This is a genomic window from Bifidobacterium castoris (assembly GCF_003952025.1).
Classification (GTDB): Bacteria; Actinomycetota; Actinomycetes; order Actinomycetales; family Bifidobacteriaceae; genus Bifidobacterium; species Bifidobacterium castoris.
In genome coordinates this window covers 345,469-367,773 of record NZ_QXGI01000002.1, presented here as the reverse complement: position 1 = coordinate 367,773, position 22,305 = coordinate 345,469, and the positions used below count along the sequence as shown (strand labels likewise).

At 65.1% G+C, this 22,305-nt stretch carries 22 protein-coding genes and 1 other RNA gene; 6 read left to right on the top strand and 17 right to left on the bottom strand.

Annotated elements, in window-relative coordinates:
* Positions 1 to 10 precede the first annotated feature (10 nt).
* Together ffs and D2E22_RS03730 are read right to left on the bottom strand one after the other, a co-directional pair.
* An RNA gene (ffs, locus tag D2E22_RS03735) (signal recognition particle sRNA small type) lies at positions 11 to 107 on the bottom strand.
* Between the two features lie 120 nt (positions 108 to 227).
* On the bottom strand, positions 228 to 1,370 hold the full coding sequence (locus D2E22_RS03730) for an inositol-3-phosphate synthase (RefSeq protein WP_126031773.1): 1,143 nt from the start codon (positions 1,368 to 1,370) through the stop codon (positions 228 to 230).
* Between the two features lie 201 nt (positions 1,371 to 1,571).
* Between D2E22_RS03730 and D2E22_RS03725 the strand changes: the two genes are divergently transcribed.
* Positions 1,572 to 3,890: a transglycosylase domain-containing protein gene (locus D2E22_RS03725; protein WP_126031772.1), complete on the top strand. Its 2,319-nt coding sequence runs from the start codon at positions 1,572 to 1,574 to the stop codon at positions 3,888 to 3,890.
* Between the two features lie 162 nt (positions 3,891 to 4,052).
* Here the strand turns inward: D2E22_RS03725 and D2E22_RS03720 are convergent, their stop codons facing one another.
* Together D2E22_RS03720 and D2E22_RS03715 are read right to left on the bottom strand one after the other, a co-directional pair.
* Complete coding sequence (locus D2E22_RS03720) at positions 4,053 to 5,240, bottom strand: sensor histidine kinase (protein ID WP_126031771.1); 1,188 nt, start codon at positions 5,238 to 5,240, stop codon at positions 4,053 to 4,055.
* Complete coding sequence (locus D2E22_RS03715) at positions 5,227 to 5,892, bottom strand: response regulator transcription factor (protein ID WP_164518401.1); 666 nt, start codon at positions 5,890 to 5,892, stop codon at positions 5,227 to 5,229. The genes D2E22_RS03720 and D2E22_RS03715 overlap by 14 nt, the downstream gene beginning before the upstream one ends.
* A gap of 255 nt (positions 5,893 to 6,147) precedes the next feature.
* On the opposite strand from D2E22_RS03715, the gene D2E22_RS03710 reads away from it, so the two are divergent.
* The 5 genes from D2E22_RS03710 (at position 6,148) to D2E22_RS03690 (ending at position 9,505) form a co-directional block, all read left to right on the top strand.
* Complete coding sequence (locus D2E22_RS03710) at positions 6,148 to 6,561, top strand: hypothetical protein (RefSeq protein WP_126031769.1); 414 nt, start codon at positions 6,148 to 6,150, stop codon at positions 6,559 to 6,561.
* An 83-nt stretch (positions 6,562 to 6,644) separates the two neighbouring features.
* Entirely contained in the window at positions 6,645 to 7,493 is an 849-nt protein-coding gene (locus tag D2E22_RS03705; RefSeq protein WP_126031768.1) for a hypothetical protein, read from the top strand.
* Positions 7,483 to 8,193: a hypothetical protein gene (locus tag D2E22_RS03700; RefSeq protein WP_126031767.1), complete on the top strand. Its 711-nt coding sequence runs from the start codon at positions 7,483 to 7,485 to the stop codon at positions 8,191 to 8,193. Before D2E22_RS03705 ends, D2E22_RS03700 begins: the two co-directional genes overlap by 11 nt.
* Positions 8,194 to 8,257: 64 nt before the next feature.
* Entirely contained in the window at positions 8,258 to 8,845 is a 588-nt protein-coding gene (locus tag D2E22_RS03695) for a hypothetical protein (protein WP_126031766.1), read from the top strand.
* A gap of 27 nt (positions 8,846 to 8,872) precedes the next feature.
* Entirely contained in the window at positions 8,873 to 9,505 is a 633-nt protein-coding gene (locus D2E22_RS03690) for an ABC transporter ATP-binding protein (RefSeq protein WP_126031765.1), read from the top strand.
* Positions 9,506 to 9,574: 69 nt separating this feature from the next.
* Here D2E22_RS03690 and leuA read toward each other — a convergent pair whose 3' ends face one another.
* From leuA to D2E22_RS03625, 13 genes are all read right to left on the bottom strand, one after another.
* The gene (leuA, locus tag D2E22_RS03685) at positions 9,575 to 11,488 is read right to left on the bottom strand and encodes a 2-isopropylmalate synthase (RefSeq protein ID WP_126031764.1); all 1,914 of its coding nucleotides are present in this window, start codon (positions 11,486 to 11,488) and stop codon (positions 9,575 to 9,577) included.
* A gap of 220 nt (positions 11,489 to 11,708) precedes the next feature.
* Positions 11,709 to 12,329 carry a DUF5701 family protein gene (locus D2E22_RS03680; RefSeq protein WP_126031763.1) on the bottom strand — a complete coding sequence of 207 codons (621 nt, stop codon included), beginning with the start codon at positions 12,327 to 12,329 and terminating at the stop codon, positions 11,709 to 11,711.
* A 338-nt stretch (positions 12,330 to 12,667) separates the two neighbouring features.
* On the bottom strand, positions 12,668 to 13,738 hold the full coding sequence (locus tag D2E22_RS03675; RefSeq protein ID WP_126031762.1) for an aspartate-semialdehyde dehydrogenase: 1,071 nt from the start codon (positions 13,736 to 13,738) through the stop codon (positions 12,668 to 12,670).
* A 66-nt stretch (positions 13,739 to 13,804) separates the two neighbouring features.
* Entirely contained in the window at positions 13,805 to 14,371 is a 567-nt protein-coding gene (locus D2E22_RS03670) for an ACT domain-containing protein (RefSeq protein WP_026644759.1), read from the bottom strand.
* Positions 14,372 to 14,431: 60 nt separating this feature from the next.
* Complete coding sequence (locus D2E22_RS03665) at positions 14,432 to 15,193, bottom strand: aspartate kinase (protein ID WP_126031761.1); 762 nt, start codon at positions 15,191 to 15,193, stop codon at positions 14,432 to 14,434.
* A 180-nt stretch (positions 15,194 to 15,373) separates the two neighbouring features.
* Positions 15,374 to 15,976: a recombination mediator RecR gene (gene recR / locus D2E22_RS03660; RefSeq protein WP_095613311.1), complete on the bottom strand. Its 603-nt coding sequence runs from the start codon at positions 15,974 to 15,976 to the stop codon at positions 15,374 to 15,376.
* A 23-nt stretch (positions 15,977 to 15,999) separates the two neighbouring features.
* Positions 16,000 to 18,519: a DNA polymerase III subunit gamma/tau gene (dnaX, locus tag D2E22_RS03655; protein ID WP_126031760.1), complete on the bottom strand. Its 2,520-nt coding sequence runs from the start codon at positions 18,517 to 18,519 to the stop codon at positions 16,000 to 16,002.
* A 204-nt stretch (positions 18,520 to 18,723) separates the two neighbouring features.
* Positions 18,724 to 19,149, bottom strand: a complete 426-nt coding sequence (locus D2E22_RS03650; protein ID WP_126031759.1) for an Rv3654c family TadE-like protein — start codon at positions 19,147 to 19,149, stop codon at positions 18,724 to 18,726.
* 60 nt (positions 19,150 to 19,209) lie between these two features.
* Positions 19,210 to 19,560 carry a TadE/TadG family type IV pilus assembly protein gene (locus D2E22_RS03645; RefSeq protein WP_126031758.1) on the bottom strand — a complete coding sequence of 117 codons (351 nt, stop codon included), beginning with the start codon at positions 19,558 to 19,560 and terminating at the stop codon, positions 19,210 to 19,212.
* A gap of 10 nt (positions 19,561 to 19,570) precedes the next feature.
* Positions 19,571 to 19,807, bottom strand: a complete 237-nt coding sequence (locus tag D2E22_RS03640) for a DUF4244 domain-containing protein (RefSeq protein ID WP_241218175.1) — start codon at positions 19,805 to 19,807, stop codon at positions 19,571 to 19,573.
* A gap of 177 nt (positions 19,808 to 19,984) precedes the next feature.
* A complete protein-coding gene (locus tag D2E22_RS03635; protein ID WP_126031756.1) occupies positions 19,985 to 20,545 on the bottom strand; it encodes a type II secretion system F family protein in 561 nt (186 codons plus the stop codon).
* A 12-nt stretch (positions 20,546 to 20,557) separates the two neighbouring features.
* Positions 20,558 to 21,283 (bottom strand): type II secretion system F family protein, encoded by a 726-nt coding sequence (locus tag D2E22_RS03630; RefSeq protein ID WP_126031755.1) that lies wholly within the window; start codon positions 21,281 to 21,283, stop codon positions 20,558 to 20,560.
* Complete coding sequence (locus D2E22_RS03625; protein ID WP_126031754.1) at positions 21,219 to 22,295, bottom strand: TadA family conjugal transfer-associated ATPase; 1,077 nt, start codon at positions 22,293 to 22,295, stop codon at positions 21,219 to 21,221. The genes D2E22_RS03630 and D2E22_RS03625 overlap by 65 nt, the downstream gene beginning before the upstream one ends.
* Positions 22,296 to 22,305: the final 10 nt, after the last annotated feature.

The following is a 22,305-nucleotide window of genomic DNA, read 5'->3' as shown; positions in this document are numbered from 1 at the left end:
CCTCGTGAATACGGAAAAACCTCCGCGCACCCACCAGAGGCCACTTACCCTTGCTGCATTCCTGCCCTGGGGGGATTGGGTGACATAGTGCCACGCGGAGGCATTCATCAGTGTACACCATGCCCCGACACCGCAACACACGGCATGCCGCGGATATGACGAAAGCCGCCCACGCCACGGGGGCATGGGCGGCCTTCAGACAGCCGTCGAACGGCGACGCTTCGGGCTCAGGCCTTCCAGACGTCCTTGCCGTCGGCCTTCGCCTTGGCCACGTCGGCGTCGAGCTCGGCCTCGTTCGCCTCGACCTTGCCGGCGATGAACTCCTCGACGAGCTGGCGCGCCTCATTGTCCTCATGCTGCACGGCCGGGGACTTCATGAAGTAGGAGGACGGCGCGAGCACCGGGCCGGCGAGGCCGCGGTCGAGCGCGATCTTCGCGGCGCGCACGGCGTCGATGACGATGCCGGCCGAGTTCGGCGAATCCCACACCTCGAGCTTGTACTCGAGGCTCAACGGGACGTCGCCGAAGGTCGTGCCCTCGAGGCGGACGAACGCGAACTTGCGGTCGTCGAGCCATGCGACGTAGTCGGACGGGCCGATGTGGACGTTGTACGGGTCCATCTCGTGGGGGACGATCGACGTGACGGCGCGCGTCTTCGAGATCTTCTTCGATTCGAGGCGCGAACGCTGCAGCATGTTCATGAAGTCCATGTTGCCGCCGACGTTGAGCTGGTAGGTGCGGTCGAGATGCACGCCGCGGTCCTCGAACAGGCGGGCGAGCACTCGGTGCGTGATCGTCGCGCCGACCTGGCTCTTGATGTCGTCGCCGATGATCGGCACGCCGGCGTCACGGAACTTCTGCGCCCACTCCGGGTCGGAGGCGATGAACACCGGCAGGCAGTTGACGAACGCGCAGCCGGCGTCCATCGCGGCCTGCGCATACGCCTTGTCGGCCTCCTCGGAGCCGACCGGCAGATAGGAGACGAGGACGTCGACCTTGTTGTCGCGCAGCACCTGGGCCACGTCGACCGGTTCCTTGTCCGACTCCTCGATCATCTCGCGGTAGTACTCGCCCAGACCGTCGAGCGTCGGTCCACGCTGCACCTCGACGCCCAGATTCGGCACGTCGGAGAACTTGATCGTGTTGTTCTGCGACGAGAAGACCGCCTCGGACAGATCCTTGCCGACCTTGTCGGCGTCGACGTCGAACGCGGTGACAAACTCGATGTCGCGCACACGGTAGCCGCCGAAGTTGTTGTGCATCAGTCCAGGGATCTTATCCTCATCCTTGGTGTCCTTGTAATACTCGACACCCTGCACCAGTGACGAGGCGCAATTGCCCACACCGGCGATAGCCACGCGAATGCTCATGAAAAATGACTCCTCTAGTTGCGTGCGTTGTTCGCCTTTCAGCATACCGCGCATTGCCCGCGGTGGACTGCCGAAGGACCTTCAAGACACTAACGTTACCGTGTATGCAGGAAAAACCTACGCCGGCGTAGTCGGCGGCTCCGATGCGCCCTTCGGCGAAGCGACGGCGGTTTTTCAGGTACGCCGATTACCGTGGATGGCATGGCTTCACAGACACGTACCGTACGTTCGGGTGCGGCGGGCGGCGCGCACAGGGCGTCGTCCGGCTCCACGAACGCGAGAAAGACATCGGCAGGCCCCGACGGCGCGCGCAGGAACCATCGCGCGCCGAAGAACAAGAAGGACCCGAAGAAAAAGCACAAAGGCCTGTGGTGGAAGATCCTGCTCGGCGTCATCGGCGTCATCCTCGCCCTCGGCATCGGAGCGTTCGCCTATCTGTATGCGACGACGGACATCCCGCAGCCGGAGAAGGTCGCGCTCGCCGAGAAGACGACCGTCTACTACAGCGACGGCACGACGCCGATCGGCTCGTTCTCCGAACAGAACCGTGAGATCGTCAACTGCTCGACGCTGCCCGACTACGTCGGCAATGCGATCGTCGCCTCCGAGGACCGTTCATTCTGGACGAACAAGGGCATCGACATCACCGGCATGGCGCGCGCGCTGTACAACAACCTGACGAAGGGCACCCGCCAGGGCGGCTCGACGATCACGCAGCAGTACGCGGAACGCTACTATCTGGGCGAAACGACGTCCTACACCGGCAAGATCCGCGAGGCGATCCTCGCGATGAAGATCGCGAACTCGCAGGACAAGTCCGAAGTGCTGTGCAACTACATGAACACGATCTATCTGGGCCGCGGCGCCTACGGCATCCAGGCCGCCGCCCAGGCGTATTTCGGCAAGGACGCGAAGGACCTCACGCCCTCCGAGGCCGCGATGATCGCCGGCATCATCCCGGCGCCGAGCACCTGGGACCCGGCCGTCAGCCCGCAGCAGGCGCAGAAGCGCTTCGACCGCGTCGTCGACATCATGAAGAACGACGGCTACCTGACCGACCAGCAGGCGGCCGACGCGAAGTTCCCCGAAGTCAAGGAGTACGTCCCCAGCAACGACTACGAGGGGCCGACCGGCTACATCCTGTCGACGGTCGAGACGGAGCTGACGAACAACAAGGCCTTCACGAAGGACGAACTGGAGACCGGCGGCTACAAAGTCGTCACGACGCTCGACAAGGCGATGCAGGACCGCATGCAGCAGGTCGGCGACGAACGGCCCGAAGGCATGCCGGAAACGCTGCAGGTGGGCGGCATCGCCGTCGAGCAGAGCAGCGGCTCGGTGCGCGCGATGTACGCGGGACAGGACTACCTCAAGCAGCAGCTCAACAACGCGACGCAGGCAACGTTCCAGCCCGGATCGACGATGAAGCCCTTCGGCCTCATCGGCGCCGCGCAGGACGACGTGAGCTTCCAGACGCTGTTCAACGGCAATTCACCGGAACTCTTCGAGACGACGCCGGGCACCTTCGCCGAGGTGCCGAACGCGCTCGGCATCAGCTGGGGCACGATCAACCTCAACCAGGCGACGGCGAACTCGGTGAACACCGTATTCATGAACGTCAACGAGCATCTGACGCCGGAACGCTACGCGCAGATCGCGCATGACGCCGGCATCACCGGCGACATCCAGGAGGACACGCTCTACAACATCCTCGGCATCAACTCGCTGACCGTCTGGGATCTCGCGCAGGGTCATTCGACGATCGCGAACAACGGCACGAAGAACACGCTGCACATCGTCGACCACGTCACGAAGGACGACAAGGACATGTACAAGGCGAACCCGGAGCCGAAGAAGGTCTTCGACGAGAACGCCTGCGCGCTCACGCAGAACGCGATGCTCGGCACGACGACCTACGGCACCGCCGCCGGCGTCTCCTCGCAGCTCGGCCGTCCGGTCGCCGGCAAATCCGGCACCGCGAACGACGAGACGGCGGCGAGCTTCGTCGGCTACACGCCGCAGCTGATGAACGTGTGGGCGATCTGGAATCCGGGCGAGAACGGCGAGAACCTCGTCGTGCCGTCCTTCGCCGGCTACGGCGTCTCCTCGACCGGCTATCCGGCGCATCTGTTCGCCGAGTTCATGTCGACGGCCGTCGCCGACATGCCGGTCGAGCAGTTCCCGACCGCCGTCGACAATGGCAAGATCGGCGGCCCGGACGGCGACTGGGGCCTGGGCGGATCGCGCGCGCCGACGACGAATCAGGGGCAGAACACGATCACGCCGAGCGAATCGCCCAGCGAGTCGGCATCGCAGAGCGCGTCGCCGACGCAAAACGCATCGCCGTCACAGACAGCGAACGACAAGCCGACGAGCGAGCCGACGCAGACGGCACAACCGACCACCGAGCCGACGCAGACGGCACAACCGACCACCGAACCGACGCAACCGGCACAACCGACGCAACCGGATACGCAGCCGACCACTGAGCCGCAGCAGCAATCCGGCAATAGCGGATGAGCGGGCCGCGTCCGGCGCAGTTGACATGACCGCGTCGGACGGCAGACAAACAGGCGGACCGGGTGGGGGTGTCCTTTCGCATGTGCTTCGAAAGGACACCCCTGCCCGTTGTATGTACTCGTTGTATGTATATGGAATCGATGACGGGGACAGCGATTCGGCTCAATCAGGCATCGTCGAAGCGCCGTGCAGCGGCATTGACGCCTCGACGCACCACAACGCGCCGTCGCCGGCACCAGCCGCGAGCGCGCCGCCGCATTGTTCGAACAGTCGTCGGCAACCGGCGATGCCCGAGCCTGAGGACGCCGTCACGTTCGGCCGTGCGGCGCGCGTGTTGCACCACGACAGATACAGCATGTCCCCCTGAATGTTGACGGAGCAGACGAACGGATGTGCGGCGTCGGCGTATTTGACCAGATTGCCGAACAGTTCACGAATCAGCCCGTCAAGCGCGGCGATGCGGTCGGCGCCGGACGTGACGAAACGGGCGCCGTCGCTGACCGACGTCAATCCGTCGAAGCCGAGCTCGCGCACACGGCTATGCTGCCATTCGATCGCCGCAAGCACCGGCAGCGTACGACGACGCTCCGTGCGGTGTTCGTCGCCGTCGTCGGACGCGCGCAGCAGAAGGATGCCCGAACGCACCGATGCGAGCGCGTCTTCAACGGCGGCGCACACCTGCGCGAGGCGTTCGTGTTCCTCATCATCGTTGGTGCTCACTGTTTCGACCTGCGAACGGCGCAACGTCAGCAACGCATAGACGAGATCGTTGCACGCCTCGTCATGCAACCGCGCCGCGACGGCCATATGCTGCTGCTGCACGCGCCAACGGTCGCGTTCGCGCATGTTCCTGCGCACAATGCGCACGATGCAGCCGACGACGCCGGCGAACAGCATGTCAGCACACATCGTCAGCGCCGGCATGATCGCCAACGGCGCGACGAAATCGGCCATCAGCAGATGCGACACGTAATCCACCGCCATGAAGACAAACGCGAAAAGGATGGCCAGCGGCATGCCGAGGTATCCCAGCACGCCTACGGCCGTCAACCCCACATAGCCGAAAGCGGGCGGCACCGGAATCGGACTGACGAGGGACATGCACCACAGAATGGCGACCGGCACGACACCGACGAGAGGACGGCTCGCCAACAACCACAGGCAGGCGATTTCGACGCCGGCGATGCAGCAGGAGATCCATCGACTTTCCCCGACGAGCCGGCATGCGTCCAATACGAGCATCACCGTCCACAAGGCCGCGACACCGCGCAGCAACATGTACGGCATATGGCGGGCGCGCTCGCGCACGGCACTGGTGAAGTCAGTGGCACGAAGATCACAGCAGGCCATACCATCGCGCTTTCTCGATGGCTTCGGCACGGTTGCGCACGCCCAGTTTTCCGGAGGCGCGGTCGACGAAAGTGTAGATGGTGTTACGGGCGACGGCCATGACGCCGGCCACTTCGTCCGTCGTCTTGCCTTGCGCATACAACGCGAGCACCTCCCGTTCACGTGGGCTGAGTTCGTTGTCTCTGATGTCTTTGGCCGCCGGCGTCTGCGGGGATGCGCACAGGATTCGATGGGCCGCGTGCGCATCATGGAAGGTCTCAGGTTGGATGCTGCCGCCTTCGGCGAGGGGCGCAAGCCACGGCATCAGACCGGGGATGATGGACTGCTTGTCCATGATGCCTTGCGCGCCGGCCACAGCCAGATCGTCACGAAACAGTTCCGGATCGAAAGCGGTCATGCCGAGCACCGCCGGACGCGGCGAGTGCATGCGGATGGTCTTGCACAGGTTCGGACCGCTCATCGCGCCGAGCGCCATATCCACGAGCAGCACATCCACATCCGGTTTCCCGTACAGGCACCCGTGCACCGCCTGCGCACAGGATGTGGTGGCCCACGCCAATGTGCATTGCTGCGGTTGCGCCTTCAGCCACTGCGTGATCGTCTGCAATGCCCATGCATCGTTGTCGATGACGGCAAGCACTGGTATCGCCATATCTCCCCTCCCCATCCGAGACGTTCATCCTTCTCTCTCGGCGTTCATTGCCGAGTCGGCACGGCGCATCCGTCTGCGCGCGCCGCGTCTCAGCATTGTAGCTCATGCTCCTTCATCACCCCGCCGAATGCCCACAGAACAGCCATGTAGTGTTTTCTTTACATGGCTTTGGCGCCACGCTCCCACCCCAATACACTGAGGTATGTCCATTCATCGATTATTCGACGAAGAAGAAAACGATGTAAAGGAGTTGCCATGAAAAGCAAAAACCTGAGTCGCAAAGCAATCGCGTTGCTGGCCATCGCCGCATCCACGTTCTGCTTTGCCTTCCCTGCCCTTGCGGGCAATACGGCCAAGACCGGTTGGAGTGCCTACCTCACTAACTGGAACACCGCGGATACCCCAAATCGGCAGAAGCAGAACACTTCTGACGGATACATCTCGGCATCAAGCGTTTCCGGCAACCGAACCATCCGCGCATGGATGCTCGGCTATTCCAATGAGGACGTGCGCTCCGGTACCGTAACGCTGACCTCGGGATCCGTCGGATACGTTACCAATCAGACCTATCAGATTTACGGCCGCAAGCAAGTACATATGCGTCTGCAGAACACGCAGAACGTCGCCGGTACGGAAGCCGCAGGACTCTGGTCTCCTGATAACAAGTGATAGCCCTACTTGCAATAGGTCCATGGTGGTGAGGATCTTGCAGTTCTTCACCACCATGGACGCTAACCATCATCGGAGGCTCTATGAACGGATCCATCATTCGCCGCCAGCTGCGCAGCAATCTATTGAGCGGGCGCATGGCAATCATCATCGTGCTGTCAGTCGGCATGATCGTCGTGCAATGGTGGACGACTCACCAAGCCAGTTTTGTGCTGTACGATCATGAACCCACTTTCCTCGCGGACGTCATGCTGTTCAGCCAGTTCGGTAGCGGTGCCGGACTGTATCTGTTCCTGATGCCTTTTTTGGCGGCCCTGCTCGGCGGCAGCCTCGTCGCCGAAGAACGGCATTGGAAGCGTGCGCCTTTCGTCATCAGCCGCTGCGACCGCCCGATATTCCTGTGCTCGTCCCTCTGCGCAGGTTTTCTGCTCGGCGGCATTGGCGGTCTGATGCCGTTGGCACTCAACATGCTCGTGATGGGCATCGTCAATCCTCATATGAACTTCATCGAAGGCACCGAATGGGATGAAACCGGTTTGTACCTCAACCGCTATGTACTCGTTTCATCGAAATCATGGGCGTATCCACTATACGAGCGTAATCAGTGGTTATGCGTCGCCGTCATCTGCCTGCTTGTCTTCGTGATTTCCGGACTGTTCGCCACGCTGGCCATCTCCAGTTCGTTGTTCATCCGGCGTCGTCACATGGAATTGCTTGTGCCATTTACATTAAGCCTGCTGTGGTGGCTGTTCACAACCAGCGGGAAAGGCGGACGCGACCAATGGACGCACATCATATTCCTGAATTTCGCCCCAGCCACCGTGGACGAACTGCGCGCACAGAATTACGTAGGAATCGCCCTGTCCATCATCCTGCTGCTATTGGCAACCTCCATACCGCTGCTCATCAAAGGACAACGAGATGTCTCCTGATCGTCTTCATCGCCAATTACGCATGCGCCGTCCTCCAGTATCCCCCGTTGCGCTCACCATCGGCATCGTGATATGTTGCGGCTGCGCGGTAGGGATGCTCATGAATTATCTGACATGCACGCTGTATGGCTTTGAGCGTGACACCATCGGATTCCTTCGCGTAGGCGCGGCACAGCTCGTACTGCCCGCATCACTCACACTGGCATGCCTGCTGCGCGTGGAGTATCGCGCCTTCGCACTCGTCCGCCATGATCCCCGGACGCAACTGACTGCGAATCTGCGCCATATCATGCTCATTTCCCTGTCCACCGCCGTCTGCGGCGTGGCGTTATTCGCCCTCATCGTCTCCATTCGCGTAGGGTTGCCACGAGCGAATGACATTCCGCTGCTGCTCATCACTACGGTACTCACATCCATGATGAACATGTCATTGGCGTTGCTCAATATGCTGCTCGTCATCTGCGGCCTGCCTTGGGCATATGGGACCGCCATACTCATCGCGTTCTTCGTGCTGGCCCGTTGGATGTTGCTGCCACTCGGCGGCAACATCCAACGGTACGTATGCTTCTTCTGGTATCCGCTCAGTTTCGATTGGAACATCATCCTCGTTCAGCAGCTGCTGCCGTTCATCGGCTACTGCATCGTCATGATTCTGACGATTGTCACAGTCTTCGGGCATCGTGATCGATTGGAGACATGACATGCATGTCATATTCGGCCGACTGCGCGCGGCGTCCTGTGCACGTCTTAGCATGCGTTTGCTGTTGCTGACGCTGCTCGCCATCGTGACATACGCGTATTACTCATCGCCGCATGACCACGCCATATTCATCGGCATGGTACGCCCATCCGACGATCCGAGCGCGCCTGCGCTGCTGACGAATCTACTGCCCATCGCATTCATGACGACGGCCGTCGCGCTGCTGTTGAGCGGCCCTTTCGATTTCCTTGCGTCACCGGATTATCTGGTATATGTGCGCCGTCCACGCACCGTCGGTCATTTCGTCGCCTATCTGGTCATGCTCGTCCTCTATTGTGCGATGCTGTGCGGCGTAGAACTCGCCGTGGCGCTCGCCATACAGCCTACAGAGACGGCCACGCTGGTTCCCGGCGCCGCATGTGCGATGCTGACATCGCTGACGCTAATCCTCATCATCGACGCCGGCCATCTCGCCGAAGCCACCGCCTACGGGTATCTGGCGGCCATCACGCTGTATGCGATGGCCGCCACCGTCTCCCCCGTGCTTGCATGGTTCGCACAGCCATCTCACGGGTTACCGCTATGCGCATTGCTGGCCACGATCTTCTCAGGCGCCGTTCTGCTGCTGTTCAGCAGATTGGAAATACGCTGACGTACTCATCTCGAAAGGAGCATCCTCATGCATGTCGCAATCAATCATCTCTCAAAAATCATCAAACACAAGCCGATTCTGCGCGATGTCAACGCGCAGTTCGAGCACGGCGCCATCTACGGCATCGTCGGACCCAACGGGTCAGGCAAGACGATGCTGCTGCGAGCGATCTGCGGTTTCATTCGCCCTACTACCGGACAGGTGCTCATCAACAGCCAGCCGGTGGAGTTCAACCGCAGACTGCCCGAAGCGGTCGGCATCATCATCGAGGAACCGGGTTTCCTCCCCTATGAAACGGCAATGGACAATCTGCAGTATCTCGCCGGCATCAATCACGATTTCGATGCCGCAGAGACGGATAGGCTGCTCACATTGTTCGGTCTCAAAAGTCACGAGCGGGAAAAGGTGAAGTCGTATTCCCTGGGCATGCGCCAGAAATTGGCCATCGTGCAGGCGTTGATGGAACATCAGCGTCTCATCCTGCTCGACGAACCCACCAACGGTTTGGATGAACATTCAGTTCAGGTGTTCCTCGAGGAGATGACACGGCAGCGAGATAAGGGCAATACCGTCGTCATCGCAAGTCATCACAGCGACGAACTGCAGCAAATCGCCGACCACTTCTACCATATGGCCGACGGCATGCTCACCGAAGGATGACGCGTGATATGCGGACAGGCGGCCGCCGGGCTCAGAGCCCGGCGGCCGCCTGTCCGCATATCACGCCGTTCAGCGCGCCGAACGGTTGACGGCGGAGATGATCGCCTTGAGCGAGCTCGTCACAATCGACGAATCGATGCCGACGCCCCAGACGACGCTCGTCTCGCCGTCCTCGAGCGCAATCTCACATTCGACGTAGGAGGCGGCGCGCGCGTCGGTGCCGACCGACAGCGTATGCTCGGCGTAGTCGAGCACCGTCGCGTCGACGCCGAGCACCTTGACGGCGTCGAGGAACGCGTCGATCGGTCCGTTGCCGGTGCCGGAGATCTCGCGGGCCTCCTCCGGGTCGGTTCCGACATTCAGGCCGCGGTCGAGCACGGTCGCGTTGAGCGTCGTGTCCGAGCCGTCCGCACCGGAGGACAGACTCACCTTGAGCAGCTTGAGACGGCCCCACTGTTCAAGCGACATGTCCTGCTGGTCACCGACGACGGCGCCGGCCTCGGTCGTGCCGGCCTCCTCGACGGGCAGGTACTCGTCCTTGAACAGATGCCAGATGTCCTCGTCCTTGACTTCCTTCTTCGTCGCGTCCGCATGCTGCTGCACGACGCGCTCGAACTCGACCTGCAGCTTCTTCGGCAGATCGAGGTTGTGGTTCGCCTTGAGCAGGTAGGCCATGCCGCCCTTGCCGGACTGCGAGTTGACGCGGATGATCGCCTCGTAGGAACGGCCGATGTCCTTCGGGTCGATCGGCAGATACGGCACGAGCCACACGAAGTTGTCCAGCTCGGCGCCGGCCATGTCAGCGGCCACCTCGCGGGCCTCGAGCCCCTTCTTGATCGCGTCCTGATGCGAACCCGAGAACGCCGTGAACACGAAGTTGCCGGCGTAGGGGTGCCGCTCGGAGATCTTGATCTGGTTGCAGTATTCGACGGTGCGGCGGATCTGCGGGATGTCGGACAGGTCGATCTGCGGGTCGATGCCCTGCGTGAGGAGGTTGAGGCCGAGCGTGACGAGGTCGACGTTGCCGGTGCGCTCGCCGTTGCCGAGCAGGCAGCCTTCGATACGGTCCGCGCCGGCGAGGATGCCGAGCTCGGCCGCGGCGACGCCCATGCCCTCGTCGTTGTGCGGGTGCAGCGAAAGCACGATCGCGTCGCGGTCCTGCAGATTGTTCGAGACGTACTCCACCTCATCGGCGAAGACGTTCGGCGTCGTCATCTCGACGGTCGCCGGCAGGTTGATGATCATCGGATGCTCGGGAGTCGGCTTGATGACGTCGATGACGGCGTTGCACACCTCGACGGCGTACTCGGGCTCGGTGCCGGTGAAGGACTCCGGCGAGTACTCGTAGTAGAGGTCGACGCCCTCGGCGTCCGCCTCGAGCTCCTTGCACAGCACGGCCGCGTCGGTCGCGAGCTTCTTGATCGCGTCCTTCTCCTTGCGGAAGACGACCTCGCGCTGCAGCACCGAGACGGAGTTGTAGAAGTGCACGATCGCGCGCTTGACGCCCTTGAGGCATTCGTAGGTCTTGCGGATGAGGTGCTCGCGCGCCTGCGTGAGCACGACGATCGTCACATCGTCGGGGATGAGCTCACGTTCGATGAGCATGCGGATGAAGTCGTAGTCGGTTTCGGACGCGCTCGGGAAGCCGACCTCGATCTCCTTGTAGCCCATCTCGACGAGCATGTTCCAGAACCGCAGCTTGCGGTCGGAGTCCATCGGGTTGACGAGCGCCTGGTTGCCGTCGCGCAGGTCGACCGAGCACCAGCGGGGCGCACGGGTAAGTCGTTTGCCCGGCCACGTGCGCTCCGGGTAGTCAAACGGCACCTGCTTATCGTATGCGACGTACTTCGTGTACGGCATCGAGCTGGGCTTCTGCGGGGCGCCGATAAAACGTGCCGGAGGCAGCAGCGGGTCATTGTTCCCTCCGTTGGAAGCCGCGGCCACTGCGGCGAGATCAAACACGGACGAATGATCCTGACCCATCTCTCCTCCTTCTGTGAGTGTTTCGAAATTGTGAGTGCAGTCGTCCCACTATGCGTCCACGCATGAGTTCACATAGTGGTTATGCACAATCGTGCATATCGTCCTACCCTATAAAACCTACCGAAGAAGTCGCGAAGAAACGTCCACAATCCGGCCATTTTCCGCAACTTGTTTACATTCTTCAGGTATAAGCGGGGCGCGCGCCGTCCCTCCGGCCGATTCAGTTGATGAGGTTGACGCCGCGGCGGGCCATGCAATAGGCGTTGCCGAGCCATGTGTGCCGCGAATTCGGCCACACCGCGCCCAGACGCGGTGCGTTCTGGCTCATCCAGATGCTCGGGACGCGGCCGTCGGCGCTGCGTGAGCCGAGCAGATTAAAGCCGTTCTTCTCGAGCAGCCATTCCGGATGCTGCGTCGCGATCGCGAGCCCCTCCTCGAGCGTCAACGGGATGCGCTCGTCCGATTCGATGAGCTTGCGCGCGACATCGGGCTCGCGGTTGACGTAGCAGGTGCCGGTGTGCGGCTCGACGACGAGGTAGAACGGCCCCTCCGGCGGCTCGAAACCGTCGGTCGGCAGGAAACTGGCGATGTCGCGCGGCGGCATCGTCGTGAACCCGGCCATGCGGTTGATGCTCGTGCGTGCAATCAGCGATTCCGGGGAGACGAGCTCGCGCGTCGGCACCAGCAGGATGTCCTCGCCGAGGTCGCTGTCCTCGAGTGCGGCGATGAGCGGACGCGCGAGCGCGCGGAACGATTCGTCGCTCATGTCGGCGACGTCCGGATATCCGAGCGCGACGATGCGGTCCAACTGGTGCTGCGCGGTGATCGATGCCTTTGACATGCCTTCCAGCATAGCCCGCCGCCTGTTCGCGCATGGCGCGAGCGGTCGCGGGCCCGACGGCCGCGGCAACGAACTGCACGGTTACGCCATGCACCCGGGACGATCGCAACCGGAGCTCCCCCGCGAACGCATCCGACGCAGAGCGCACCTGAAACGATCGCTGCCGTTTTCCCAGTGATCATCACTGACGCATTAAGCACCCGCCATGATCGCAGACGCGCTTCTCAGCGAACGTCTCCGACGCGAACCGCCTCCGCGGCAACCACACCATCCGCGGACAAGACAGGAGAGGCGCACGCCATACGACGTGCGCCTCTCCTTCAGCCTTCAACTGCTTGTCAGAGCTGATCGGCGAAATGCTTGTTCGCGACGATCTCGGCGAGTTCGACGGCGTTGAGCGCCGCGCCCTTGCGCAGGTTGTCGTTCGTCACGAAGAACGCGAGGCCCTTGTTGCCGTCCACGGCCTGGTCCTGACGGATGCGGCCGACGAAGCTCGGCGTCTTGCCGGCGGCGAGCTGGGCGGTCGGGATGTCGACGAGTTCGACGGCGTCCGCCTGCTCGAGCACCTCACGCGCCTGCTCCGGCGTGACGTCCTGCTCGAATTCGGCGTTGACGCTCATGCCGTGCGACGTGAAGACGCCGACGCGCACGCAGGTGCACGAGGCCTTGAGGTCGGGCAGATGCAGGATCTTGCGGCTTTCGTTGCGCAGCTTCTGCTCCTCGTCGGTCTCCTCGGAGCCGTCGTCGACGATGTCGCCGATGAACGGGACCTCGTTGAACGCGATCGTGCGCGCGATCTTCGTCGGCTCCGGGAAGTCGATGGCGTCGGCGCCGAAGACGAGCTTGTCCGCGCCCTGCTCGACGGCGGCCTTCGCCTCGTTCATCAGCTGCTCGACGCCGGCGCGGCCCGCGCCGGAGACGGCCTGATAGGAGCTCACGATGAGACGCTTGAGGCCGAACGCGTCGGACAGCGGCTTGAGCACCGGCATGATCGCCATCGTCGTGCAGTTCGGGTTCGCGACGATGCCGGACGGGATCTCGTCGAGGTCGTCCGGATTGACTTCGGCGACGACGAGCGGCACATCGTCATGCATGCGCCACTGCGACGAGTTGTCGATGACGTAGGCGCCGGCCTCGGCGAACTTCGGCGCCCACATCTTCGACGTGCCGCCGCCGGCGGAGAAGATCGCGATGTCGATGCCGCTCAGGTCGGCGGTCGCCACGTCCTCGACGACGATGTCATGGCCACGCCAGTTGAGCACCTGACCCGCCGAATGCGCGGAAGCGAGGAAACGCAGGTCCTTGACCGGGAAGTCGCGTTCGTCGAGCACACGGCGCATGACCATGCCGACCTGTCCGGTCGCGCCGAGAACGGCCACGTTGACGCCACGTTCGTTGATTTGTACCATTTGCCGGCTCCTTAGTTATGCCGTAGTTTCTGCCGTTGGGGTTGTCCTGTACGACCATCGACGCCGTCAGCGGCCGGTGCCGCCGTAGACGACGGCCTCCACCTTCTGCGCGTCCAGCCCGTACGCCGTGTGCAGCGCCTTGACGGCCTCGTTGAGCTGGTCGAGCGGAACGAGCGCGGCGATGCGGATCTCGGAGGTCGAGATCATCAGCACGTTGATACCCTTCTCGCTGAGCGCCTTGAAGAAGCGCGCGGCGAGGCCGGAGTGCGTCTTCATGCCGACGCCGACGACGGCCACCTTGCCCACGTTCGGGTTGAGGTCGAAGGAGTTGTAGCCGAGGTTGTCCTGCTCCTGGATCAGCACCTCGCGCACGCGCTGCGCGTCCTTGCCCGGCACGGTGAACGAGATGTCGGCGGTGCCGGTCGAGGCGCCGGCCTGCACGATCATGTCGACGTTCACGCCGATCTCGGCGAGACGTTCGAACACGCGGGCGGCCATGCCCGGTTCGTCGGTGACGCCGCGGACGGTCGCCAGCGATTCGCTGCTGTCATGCGCGACGCCGGAGATGATCGGCGTCTCCTGGCCGAGGTCGGGAAACAGATCGCCCATCGACTTGTCTTCGTGCTCATTCATGGTTCTTTTGCTCTCCGTGGGTGTTGCGTGGTTGGATTGGTCGGAAGTCGGTCGCCGGCATCAGATGTTCGGCAGCGTGTTCGGATCGACGCCGTCGGGAACGACGAGCGTTCCGGAACGGTGGGAGAACGAGCTGCGCACATGCAGCGGCATCTTGAAACGCTGCGCGTATTCGACGCAGCGCAGCGCGAGCACCTTCGAGCCGCACGAGGACATCTCGAGAATCTCGTCGTAGCCGATCGACGGGATGCGGCGCGCGGTCGGCACGATGCGCGGATCGGCGGTGAAGATGCCGTCCACGTCGGTGTAGATCTCGCAGATGTCGGCGCCGAGGGCCACCGCGAGCGCGACGGCCGAGGTGTCCGAACCGCCTCGGCCGAGCGTAGTGGCGTCGCCGCGTTCGTTGCGTCCCTGGAAACCGGCGACGATCGCGACGCTGCCGAGGTCGAGCGCGCGGCGCACGCGGTCCGGATTGACGGCGCGGATGTGCGCGGCGCCGAACTGGGCGTCGGTCATGAATCCGGCCTGCGAGCCGGTGAACGAGTAGGCGTGGGAGCCGGCGGCGTGGATCGCCATCGCGAGCAGGCTCATCGAGATGCGCTCGCCGGCGGTCATCAGCATGTCCATTTCGCGGGCCGGCGGATCGGAGTCGATGCTCAGCGCCTGGTCGATGAGATCATCGGTCGTGTCGCCCATGGCGGAGACGACGACCGCCACATCGTTGCCGGCGTTCTTCGTTTCGATGATGCGTCGTGCCACGCGCTTGATCGAGTCGGCGTCGGCGACGGACGAACCACCGTATTTCTGCACGATAAGAGCCACAACTATCCAATCTTCTCTGTGTCTGTCTGTTGTACGCAATGGGACCCGCGACTGTGCCCAGTGTACGCAGGAAGCTCGATCATTATATGAATGCGCCCGCGCGACGCCGAGGCGCCTTCCCAGAATACGAAACGCCCGGGTTGGCGCTTGCGGGGAGGCCGTGTGCGGGCGGGGGCGCGTTCAGACCTCGCGGCGTCCTTCAAGCGCGCGCGACAACGTGATCTCGTCGGCGTATTCGAGATCGCCGCCGACGGGCAGTCCGCTCGCCAGCCGCGTCACCTTCACGTCGAGCGGCGTGAGCAGCCGGCTCAGATACGTCGTCGTCGCCTCGCCTTCGATGTTCGGGTTGAGCGCGACGATGATCTCCTTGACCTCGTCGGTCTGCAATCGGTTGAGCAGCTGCGCGATGTTGAGGTCGTTCGGGCCGACGTTGGCCATCGGGTTGATCGCGCCGCCGAGCACATGGTAGAGGCCGCGGTATTCGCGCGTACGCTCGATGCTCATGACGTCCTTCGGCTCTTCGACGACGCAGATCGTGCCGCGGTCGCGGCGGGGGTCGGCGCAGATCGCGCACGGGCTCGTCTCGCAGACGTTGCCGCACACGTCGCAGAACCGCACCTTCTGCTTGACCTCGGTGATTGATTCGACGAGCCGCTGCGCCTCCTCGTCCGGCGCGCCGAGCACGTAGAACGCGATGCGCTGCGCGCCCTTCGGCCCGATGCCGGGCAGACTCGAGAACGCGTCGATGAGGCGCTGGATCGCGCCGTCGTATGCCAATGCCATGCTGTCCCTCCTCGGCGTGCCGTTCAGTGCGCCCGCTGATTGCGCGGGTTCCTCGGATCATCCGCCGCGAACTCTTCAACAGACTTCACATCGAATAATTCCTTGACCTCGTCGACGCTCATCGTCTGGGACGAGGCCAGCGATTCGTCGTTGATCGAGTATTCGTCCTCCTCCGGATCGACCTGCGGGCGCGCAGGTTGCACGTCCTGGGCGGTCTCGGCCGGCACCGGCGCCGCATCGTCGAGATGCCCCCACGGATCGGCCGGGGCGGCCTGCTGGCCACGGCGGTCCTGTGCCGCCTCCTGTTCGATCGACGAGACGCGACTGAAATCGATATGCGCCGGTTCGTCGTCGTGGTAGGCCCAGGGGTCGATGCCGGCTTCGGCCATCGACGCGGCCGCGCCGCTCGGCGACGGCGCCGTCAGCGGCGCAGGCGCCGGAGCCGGCTGCGTGAACTGCGTTCGGCCGTCATATGCGTCCGCCGGCGGCGCGAAGGGCGCGGCCGCCGGTTTGGGATTCGCCCACGGGTCGTAGTCGCCGTCCGGATGCTGCGCAGGCGCGCCTCGGTGCACGGCGTCGTCGGCGGCCGCCGCGTCGTCGCCGTCGGCCGGCGACGACGCGGCCGGCTGCTCGGACGAAGCGCGGCCGAGCTGCGCCTTGAGCGTCGCCTGCAGGTTCTCCTTCGCCAGCTGCGCCTTGATGCGCTGCTGTTGGTCGGGCGGCAACTGCTTGAACGGGGGCGCCGTCTGGCCGTCCTCCATCGTCGGCGTCGGCGCGAGCCGCACATCGGTGCCGAAAACGCGGTGCACCTCGGCGCGCAGGATGTCGGTGACCTCGGTCCTGCCTTCGACGCTTTCCTTGCTCACGGCGAGCGCGAACGCGTACTTGTCCATCGGCGTGCCGAACTTGATCATCAGTTTGCGGCCGCCGGTGCGCCGGTCGGGGGCGAACTTGATGCGCGGCACCTTGGTGCGGTCCACATAGGTGCGCACATCGGCGGGCAGCGACGCCACCAGGCCGTCCCATAGCTCATCCGGCGTGCCGTTGAGCGGAGCAGGTCGCTGCTGCACGCCGGCCTCGGCGATCCGCTGCGCCTGGGAGGCCGCATGCATCGCCGCCGTGGCGGCGTCCATCGCATGCTGCTCCTTCGACTGATGCGCCTGCGCGCGCGGGTCCGGCGCCCCTTGGGCGGCCTGCTGCGCGGAAGACGTCGGCTGGGAGGGCTGCATCCTCGGCCGAGAGGACGGCTGCCCGCTCGCCGGCGCGGTCTGCGCTGGGCCTTGTCCGGCCGTCTGCGCGGGGGCTGCGTCCGTCCGCCCGCGCTTGGGCATGTCGTCTTCCGCATCGGCGCCGATGAATCCGCCGCCGGTCGCAGGCTTCGTCGGATCGGGCTGCGCGGCCGCGGACGGGCCGTCGCAGCCGAGCGCGGCGTATCCGGTCTCGCGTCCGGCGAGCAGGCGCGCGGCGAGCAGTTCCAGACGCATGCGCGGCGACGTCGCCCCCGCCATATGCGTCAACGCCTCGTCGGTCTCCTCGGCCATCGCCGTCAGCGTCGCCAGACCGAGCGCCGTCGCCTGCCGATGCAGGTCGTCGAGGTCCTCGGCGGCCGCGTCGTCGCTGAGTACACGTTCGGCGTGCTCGCCGCCGAGCGTGAGCACGAGCAGGTCGCGGATGCGCGCGAGCAGGTCCTCGACGAAGCGGCGCGCGTCGTAGCCGCCGACGATGACCTTCTGGATGACGTCGTACAGTTTCGCGCCGTCGTGGTCGATGACGGCGTCGATCGCCGCGCCGATGAGCACGTCCGGCGTGAAGCCGAGCAGCGCGACCGCGGAATCGTAGGTGATGTCGCCTTCGACGGCGCCGACCATGAGCTGGTCGAGCACGGACAGCGTGTCACGCACCGAACCCCCGCCGGCGCGCATCGCGAGCCGCAGCACACCCGGTTCCGTCTCGATACGCTCCTGCTCGCAGATCTGTTCGAGGTACGGCCCCATCGTCTCCGGCGGCACAAGACGGAACGGATAGTGGTGGGTGCGCGAACGGATCGTGCCGATGACCTTCTCCGGCTCGGTCGTCGCGAAGATGAACATGACATGCTCCGGCGGCTCCTCGACGATCTTGAGCAGCGCGTTGAAGCCCTGGGGCGTCACCATGTGCGCCTCGTCGAGGATGAAGATCTTGTAGCGGTCGCGGGCGGGCGCGAAGCCGGCGCGCTCGCGCAGCTCGCGCGCGTCGTCGACGCCGTTGTGGCTTGCGGCGTCGATCTCCACGACGTCGATCGACCCCGGGCCTCCGGTCGCCAGGTCGCGGCAGCTGTCGCACACGCCGCAGGGATGGGAGGTCGGCCCCTCGACGCAGTTCACGCAGCGCGCGAGGATGCGCGCCGAGCTCGTCTTGCCGCATCCACGCGGCCCCGAGAACAGGTACGCGTGCGTGAGCTTGTGCTCGTCGAGCGCGCGCATAAGCGGCACCGTCACCTGGTCCTGCCCGATGACGCCTTCGAACGTGTCCGGTCGATACCGGCGATAAAGCGCTAATGCCATGTTGCTTCCCGTTTCTTCATCGCGATTGCCTCGCTGTCCACTGCTTCTAAGGTACAGCCTGCTCACCCGAGCCGGCCGTCGGCCCCCCGCGCGCGACGCACGCCCGCGCCGACGCCCCGCGTGTTGCGGCCACGTGGGCGCGGCCGCCTCCACGCCAGAGCGTTCCGCCGATGATGAACCCCGCCGCCCCCCATTCCGGGGACGTCAGTTCGCGCAAGGCCGCGGCCCCGCCCTGGCGTCCGCCGTCACATGGTCGACGAAGGGCACGTCGGTCGGCACATGCACGCTGACGCTGACGTCGTCGCCGTCCACGTCGCAACGCTGCAGGTTCCCGGCGTTCGCGTCGCTCAGCCATGCCGCCACCGCGCATGGCGTGCCGTCGCCCCGCCACAGCGCGGACGCGGCGCCGAGCGCGGCCATGTCCGCCGCCGTGCGCGCCTGCGACTGCCGCAGCACGATGTTGCCGGCGGCGGCCAATACGCCGATGAGCACGGCCGCCGCGACGACGAGTGCGGCGCCGACGAGCGTCGCCGACCCCTCGTCCTCGCGCCTCGGCCGCACAGCATGGCGCCGCAGCCACGCGACGCACGACCGTCCGCATCCGTCCATCCTCATCACCGTTCCCGTCATCGTTCACCTTTTTCTTACATCCCCTTACACCGCATATCGCGAACGGACGCCACGTCACGCTCACACGTCCTGTTTCATGACGACGGCCCGTCCATGCACCGTCGTCGGCAGCACGCCGAGCGGATCGGCGAGCACACGGCAGGTCGTCGTGACCGTGATGTGGTCGCCGCCGTCGGTGACCGTCAGCTGCACGCCGGCGGGCGCGGACACGTCGTCGTCCCTGACGAGCGCGGCGCGGGCTGCGTCGGCCGCCGCGTCCTGGCATGAGATCTGTGTGACGCTCGCACGTGCGAGATACAGCAGCAGCGCGGCTGCGGCGACGACGACGGGCAGCACGACGGCGAACTCCGCCGTCGCCGCCCCGTCGTCGCCGCGCATCCATGCGCGCAGTCGTTTCCACGGACGTCGCATGCCGCACCGCTCAGACGCTCAGCGCCTTCTTGACGATGTTCGTCAGCAGCGTCTTGATTGCGTCCGACTTGAGCAGCGCGACGAGCACGGCCGCGAAACCGGTGGCCGCGACGAGCACAACCGCGTATTCGGCGGTCGCAGCGCCCTCCTCCGGCTGCGCCGTCAGCGTGCGCATCCTCGAGTCGAGCATGACGGCGGCGCGCGCCATGCGCCTGCCCAGGTCCTGCAACGGCCACCCGACATCCATCGCGTCGATGCCGATGCCGTCGTCGAGTGAGATCATGTTCTGCATTGTCAACTCCTTTGTTGTGTGTTGTGTTTGTTGTGTGTTCGTGTTGAGATGTTTGTTCGCGCTGACGCATTGCGATGCACAGACGCGTGTTCCACATGTTTCACATGAAACGCGCCGATCGCGCATCGCGGATCATCGGGCGAAGGAGATGATCGTCGGTATGACGGCGATGCACAGGAACGCCGGCAGGAAGCACAGCCCCATCGGCAGCAGCAGCCGCACCGAGAGCCGCGAGGCGGCCCTTTCGATCTCCATGCGCTCCGTCGTCTCGAGCTGTTCCATCGTCGCGCCGATCCGCGCGCCGGCGGCGACGCCTTCGTTCCACGGCTCGCGCAACGTCGCGCGCAACGTCGCGGCGATGGCGGCGATCCGCGGTTCATCGCGCGCACAGGTCCATGCGTCGTCCCAGGAGGCGCCGGCCGCCAGCTCGTCGCAGACGGCGGAGAACGCTTCGGCGCACGGGCCAGCGCAGCATGCGCCGACCGCGCGCAGCGCGCGTGGAATCGACACGCCGCTTTCCAACGCGGCGTCCAACAGCCGCAGCACGAGCGGCACGCTCGGCACCCAATCCTCACGCACCCGCCCGGGCAATGCGCGCAGCCGGAAGCCGACGTCATGCCCCGCGAGCGCCGCGGCCACCGCGAAGGCCGCGCAGACGGCCGCGCAGCAGGCCCATCCGATCGCATCATCCATACGCTGCTCCCGTCAGTCATCGTCCGCTCCCGTCCTCCGCATGAGCCGATGCATCCACACAGCGCCGAAGGCGTAGCAGACGACGCCGAGCCCCAGACAGCACATCCCCTGCCAGGAGCCGAAAAGGACGCCGATCGGGTCGGCGCCGAGCACTTCGCCGAGGACGACGGTGACGGCCGGAAGCCCGAGCAGCATCTTCACCGTCGATTGCGGCACGGCGAAGGCATTGCGCCTGAGCTCCTCGCGCATGTGGATGCGCGCATGCGCGGCGCGCACCGCCTCGACGCAGCGCGCCGTCGGGCATCCCAGACGCAGGCCGAGCCTGCAGGCGGCGCGAAGGCCGTGGGATGCATGCCGGACCTCGGCCGCGGTCTCCCCCGGCAGCGCGCCCACGCGCAACGCCTCGGCGAGCAGCTCGACGTCGACGTCGCCGTTGCAGTCGCTCATCACACCGGCCGTCATGCTCCGAGCCGGCCCTCGCAGCCCCGACGCCGCCCCGGCATCAACCCGGGCGCCGAAGCACCGGTCGAAGGCCGTGCGCACGTCACGCCCCGCGCGCAGCATGGCGGCGAGTCCGGCGATTTCGGCGCCGATGCCGACGCGCCGTCCGGCGTCGCGCGCAGCGCCATCCGCCGCGATGCGGACGCCTGGCGCAAGACCGCCGAGACGCGCATCAGCGCCTTCGTGAAGCGACACGGCGAGGAACACGCCCATCGCCGCCAGTATCGGCCACGGCATCGCACCACCTCCTTAGGAAATCGGGCCACGCCGGGCCGGTCACCGTCGCACCGGATCCGTCCCGCGAAACGACGCACCGTCCCCGCAACGCGCCGTCGCGGCAGTCGAGCATCCCGATCTGCGCGATACGGCGGCGACCGCCGATCCGTTCGAGATGGACGAGCACGTCGAAGGTGCCGTCGGCGAGCCGTTCGAGTGCGTCCGGGGCCACGCCGGCGAGCATGCCGAGCGAGACGAGACGGGACGGGACACGGTCCACACCGTCGGCGTGGATCGTGCTCAGCGAACCGCGATGCCCGGAATTGAGCGCCCTGAGCAGGTCGACGACCTCCTCGCCGCGCACCTCGCCGACGACGATCCGGTCGGGGCGCATACGCAGCGTGGCCTTGACGAGCTCGGGCAAGCCGACGCGTCCGGCGCCTTCGACGTTCGCGTCGCGTGCGACGAGCGACACGACGTGCGGATGCGGCACCGCGGCGAGTTCGCGCACCTCCTCCACCGTCACGATCCGCTCGTTCGGCGCGCAGCTCGCGAGCAGCGCCTTGAGCAAAGTCGTCTTGCCGGCGCCGGTCGCGCCCGAGACGAGCATGTTCGCCTTGGCGCGCACGAGCATGCGCAGCATCGGCGTCCATTGCGCCGGGAACATGCCGGCCACGGCGAGCGATTCCAGATCGGCGCGCGCACGGTCGGGGAAACGGATCGAGATCGACGCGCCATGCGGCACGATCGGCGCGATGACGGCGTGCACGCGCGTGCCGTCGTCGGCGGCCGCGTCTGCGATCGGCTGCGTCTCGTCGAGCCGCGCTCCCAGCTGCGCGCACAACCGCACGGCCAGGTCGCGCAGCACCGCCGGGTCGCCGAGCGGGATCGCCGTGTGCGCGAGCTGCATGCCGCGGCCGGCGTCGAACCAGACGGTGCCATCGCAGGTCACGACGACGTCGGTGACGCGCCTGTCGCCGCCAAGGGCGGCGAGCGGCCCCAGTTCGAGCGTCGTGCACGAAGCCAAGTCCATGGCGCCCTCC

Coding starts and splice junctions, on each gene's coding strand:
- D2E22_RS03725 (WP_126031772.1), top strand. CDS start 1,572: ATGGCTTCACAGACACGTACCGTACGTTCGGGTGCGGCGGGCGGCGCG.
- D2E22_RS03650 (WP_126031759.1), bottom strand. CDS start 19,149: ATGACGGGAACGGTGATGAGGATGGACGGATGCGGACGGTCGTGCGTC.
- leuA (WP_126031764.1), bottom strand. CDS start 11,488: ATGGGTCAGGATCATTCGTCCGTGTTTGATCTCGCCGCAGTGGCCGCG.
- D2E22_RS03715 (WP_164518401.1), bottom strand. CDS start 5,892: ATGGCGATACCAGTGCTTGCCGTCATCGACAACGATGCATGGGCATTG.
- D2E22_RS03630 (WP_126031755.1), bottom strand. CDS start 21,283: ATGCCGTGGCCGATACTGGCGGCGATGGGCGTGTTCCTCGCCGTGTCG.
- D2E22_RS03720 (WP_126031771.1), bottom strand. CDS start 5,240: ATGGCCTGCTGTGATCTTCGTGCCACTGACTTCACCAGTGCCGTGCGC.
- D2E22_RS03635 (WP_126031756.1), bottom strand. CDS start 20,545: ATGGATGATGCGATCGGATGGGCCTGCTGCGCGGCCGTCTGCGCGGCC.
- D2E22_RS03705 (WP_126031768.1), top strand. CDS start 6,645: ATGAACGGATCCATCATTCGCCGCCAGCTGCGCAGCAATCTATTGAGC.
- D2E22_RS03710 (WP_126031769.1), top strand. CDS start 6,148: ATGAAAAGCAAAAACCTGAGTCGCAAAGCAATCGCGTTGCTGGCCATC.
- D2E22_RS03680 (WP_126031763.1), bottom strand. CDS start 12,329: ATGTCAAAGGCATCGATCACCGCGCAGCACCAGTTGGACCGCATCGTC.
- D2E22_RS03640 (WP_241218175.1), bottom strand. CDS start 19,807: ATGGATGTCGGGTGGCCGTTGCAGGACCTGGGCAGGCGCATGGCGCGC.
- D2E22_RS03670 (WP_026644759.1), bottom strand. CDS start 14,371: ATGAATGAGCACGAAGACAAGTCGATGGGCGATCTGTTTCCCGACCTC.
- recR (WP_095613311.1), bottom strand. CDS start 15,976: ATGGCATTGGCATACGACGGCGCGATCCAGCGCCTCATCGACGCGTTC.
- D2E22_RS03675 (WP_126031762.1), bottom strand. CDS start 13,738: ATGGTACAAATCAACGAACGTGGCGTCAACGTGGCCGTTCTCGGCGCG.
- D2E22_RS03700 (WP_126031767.1), top strand. CDS start 7,483: ATGTCTCCTGATCGTCTTCATCGCCAATTACGCATGCGCCGTCCTCCA.
- D2E22_RS03730 (WP_126031773.1), bottom strand. CDS start 1,370: ATGAGCATTCGCGTGGCTATCGCCGGTGTGGGCAATTGCGCCTCGTCA.
- D2E22_RS03690 (WP_126031765.1), top strand. CDS start 8,873: ATGCATGTCGCAATCAATCATCTCTCAAAAATCATCAAACACAAGCCG.
- D2E22_RS03625 (WP_126031754.1), bottom strand. CDS start 22,295: ATGGACTTGGCTTCGTGCACGACGCTCGAACTGGGGCCGCTCGCCGCC.
- D2E22_RS03645 (WP_126031758.1), bottom strand. CDS start 19,560: ATGCGACGTCCGTGGAAACGACTGCGCGCATGGATGCGCGGCGACGAC.
- dnaX (WP_126031760.1), bottom strand. CDS start 18,519: ATGGCATTAGCGCTTTATCGCCGGTATCGACCGGACACGTTCGAAGGC.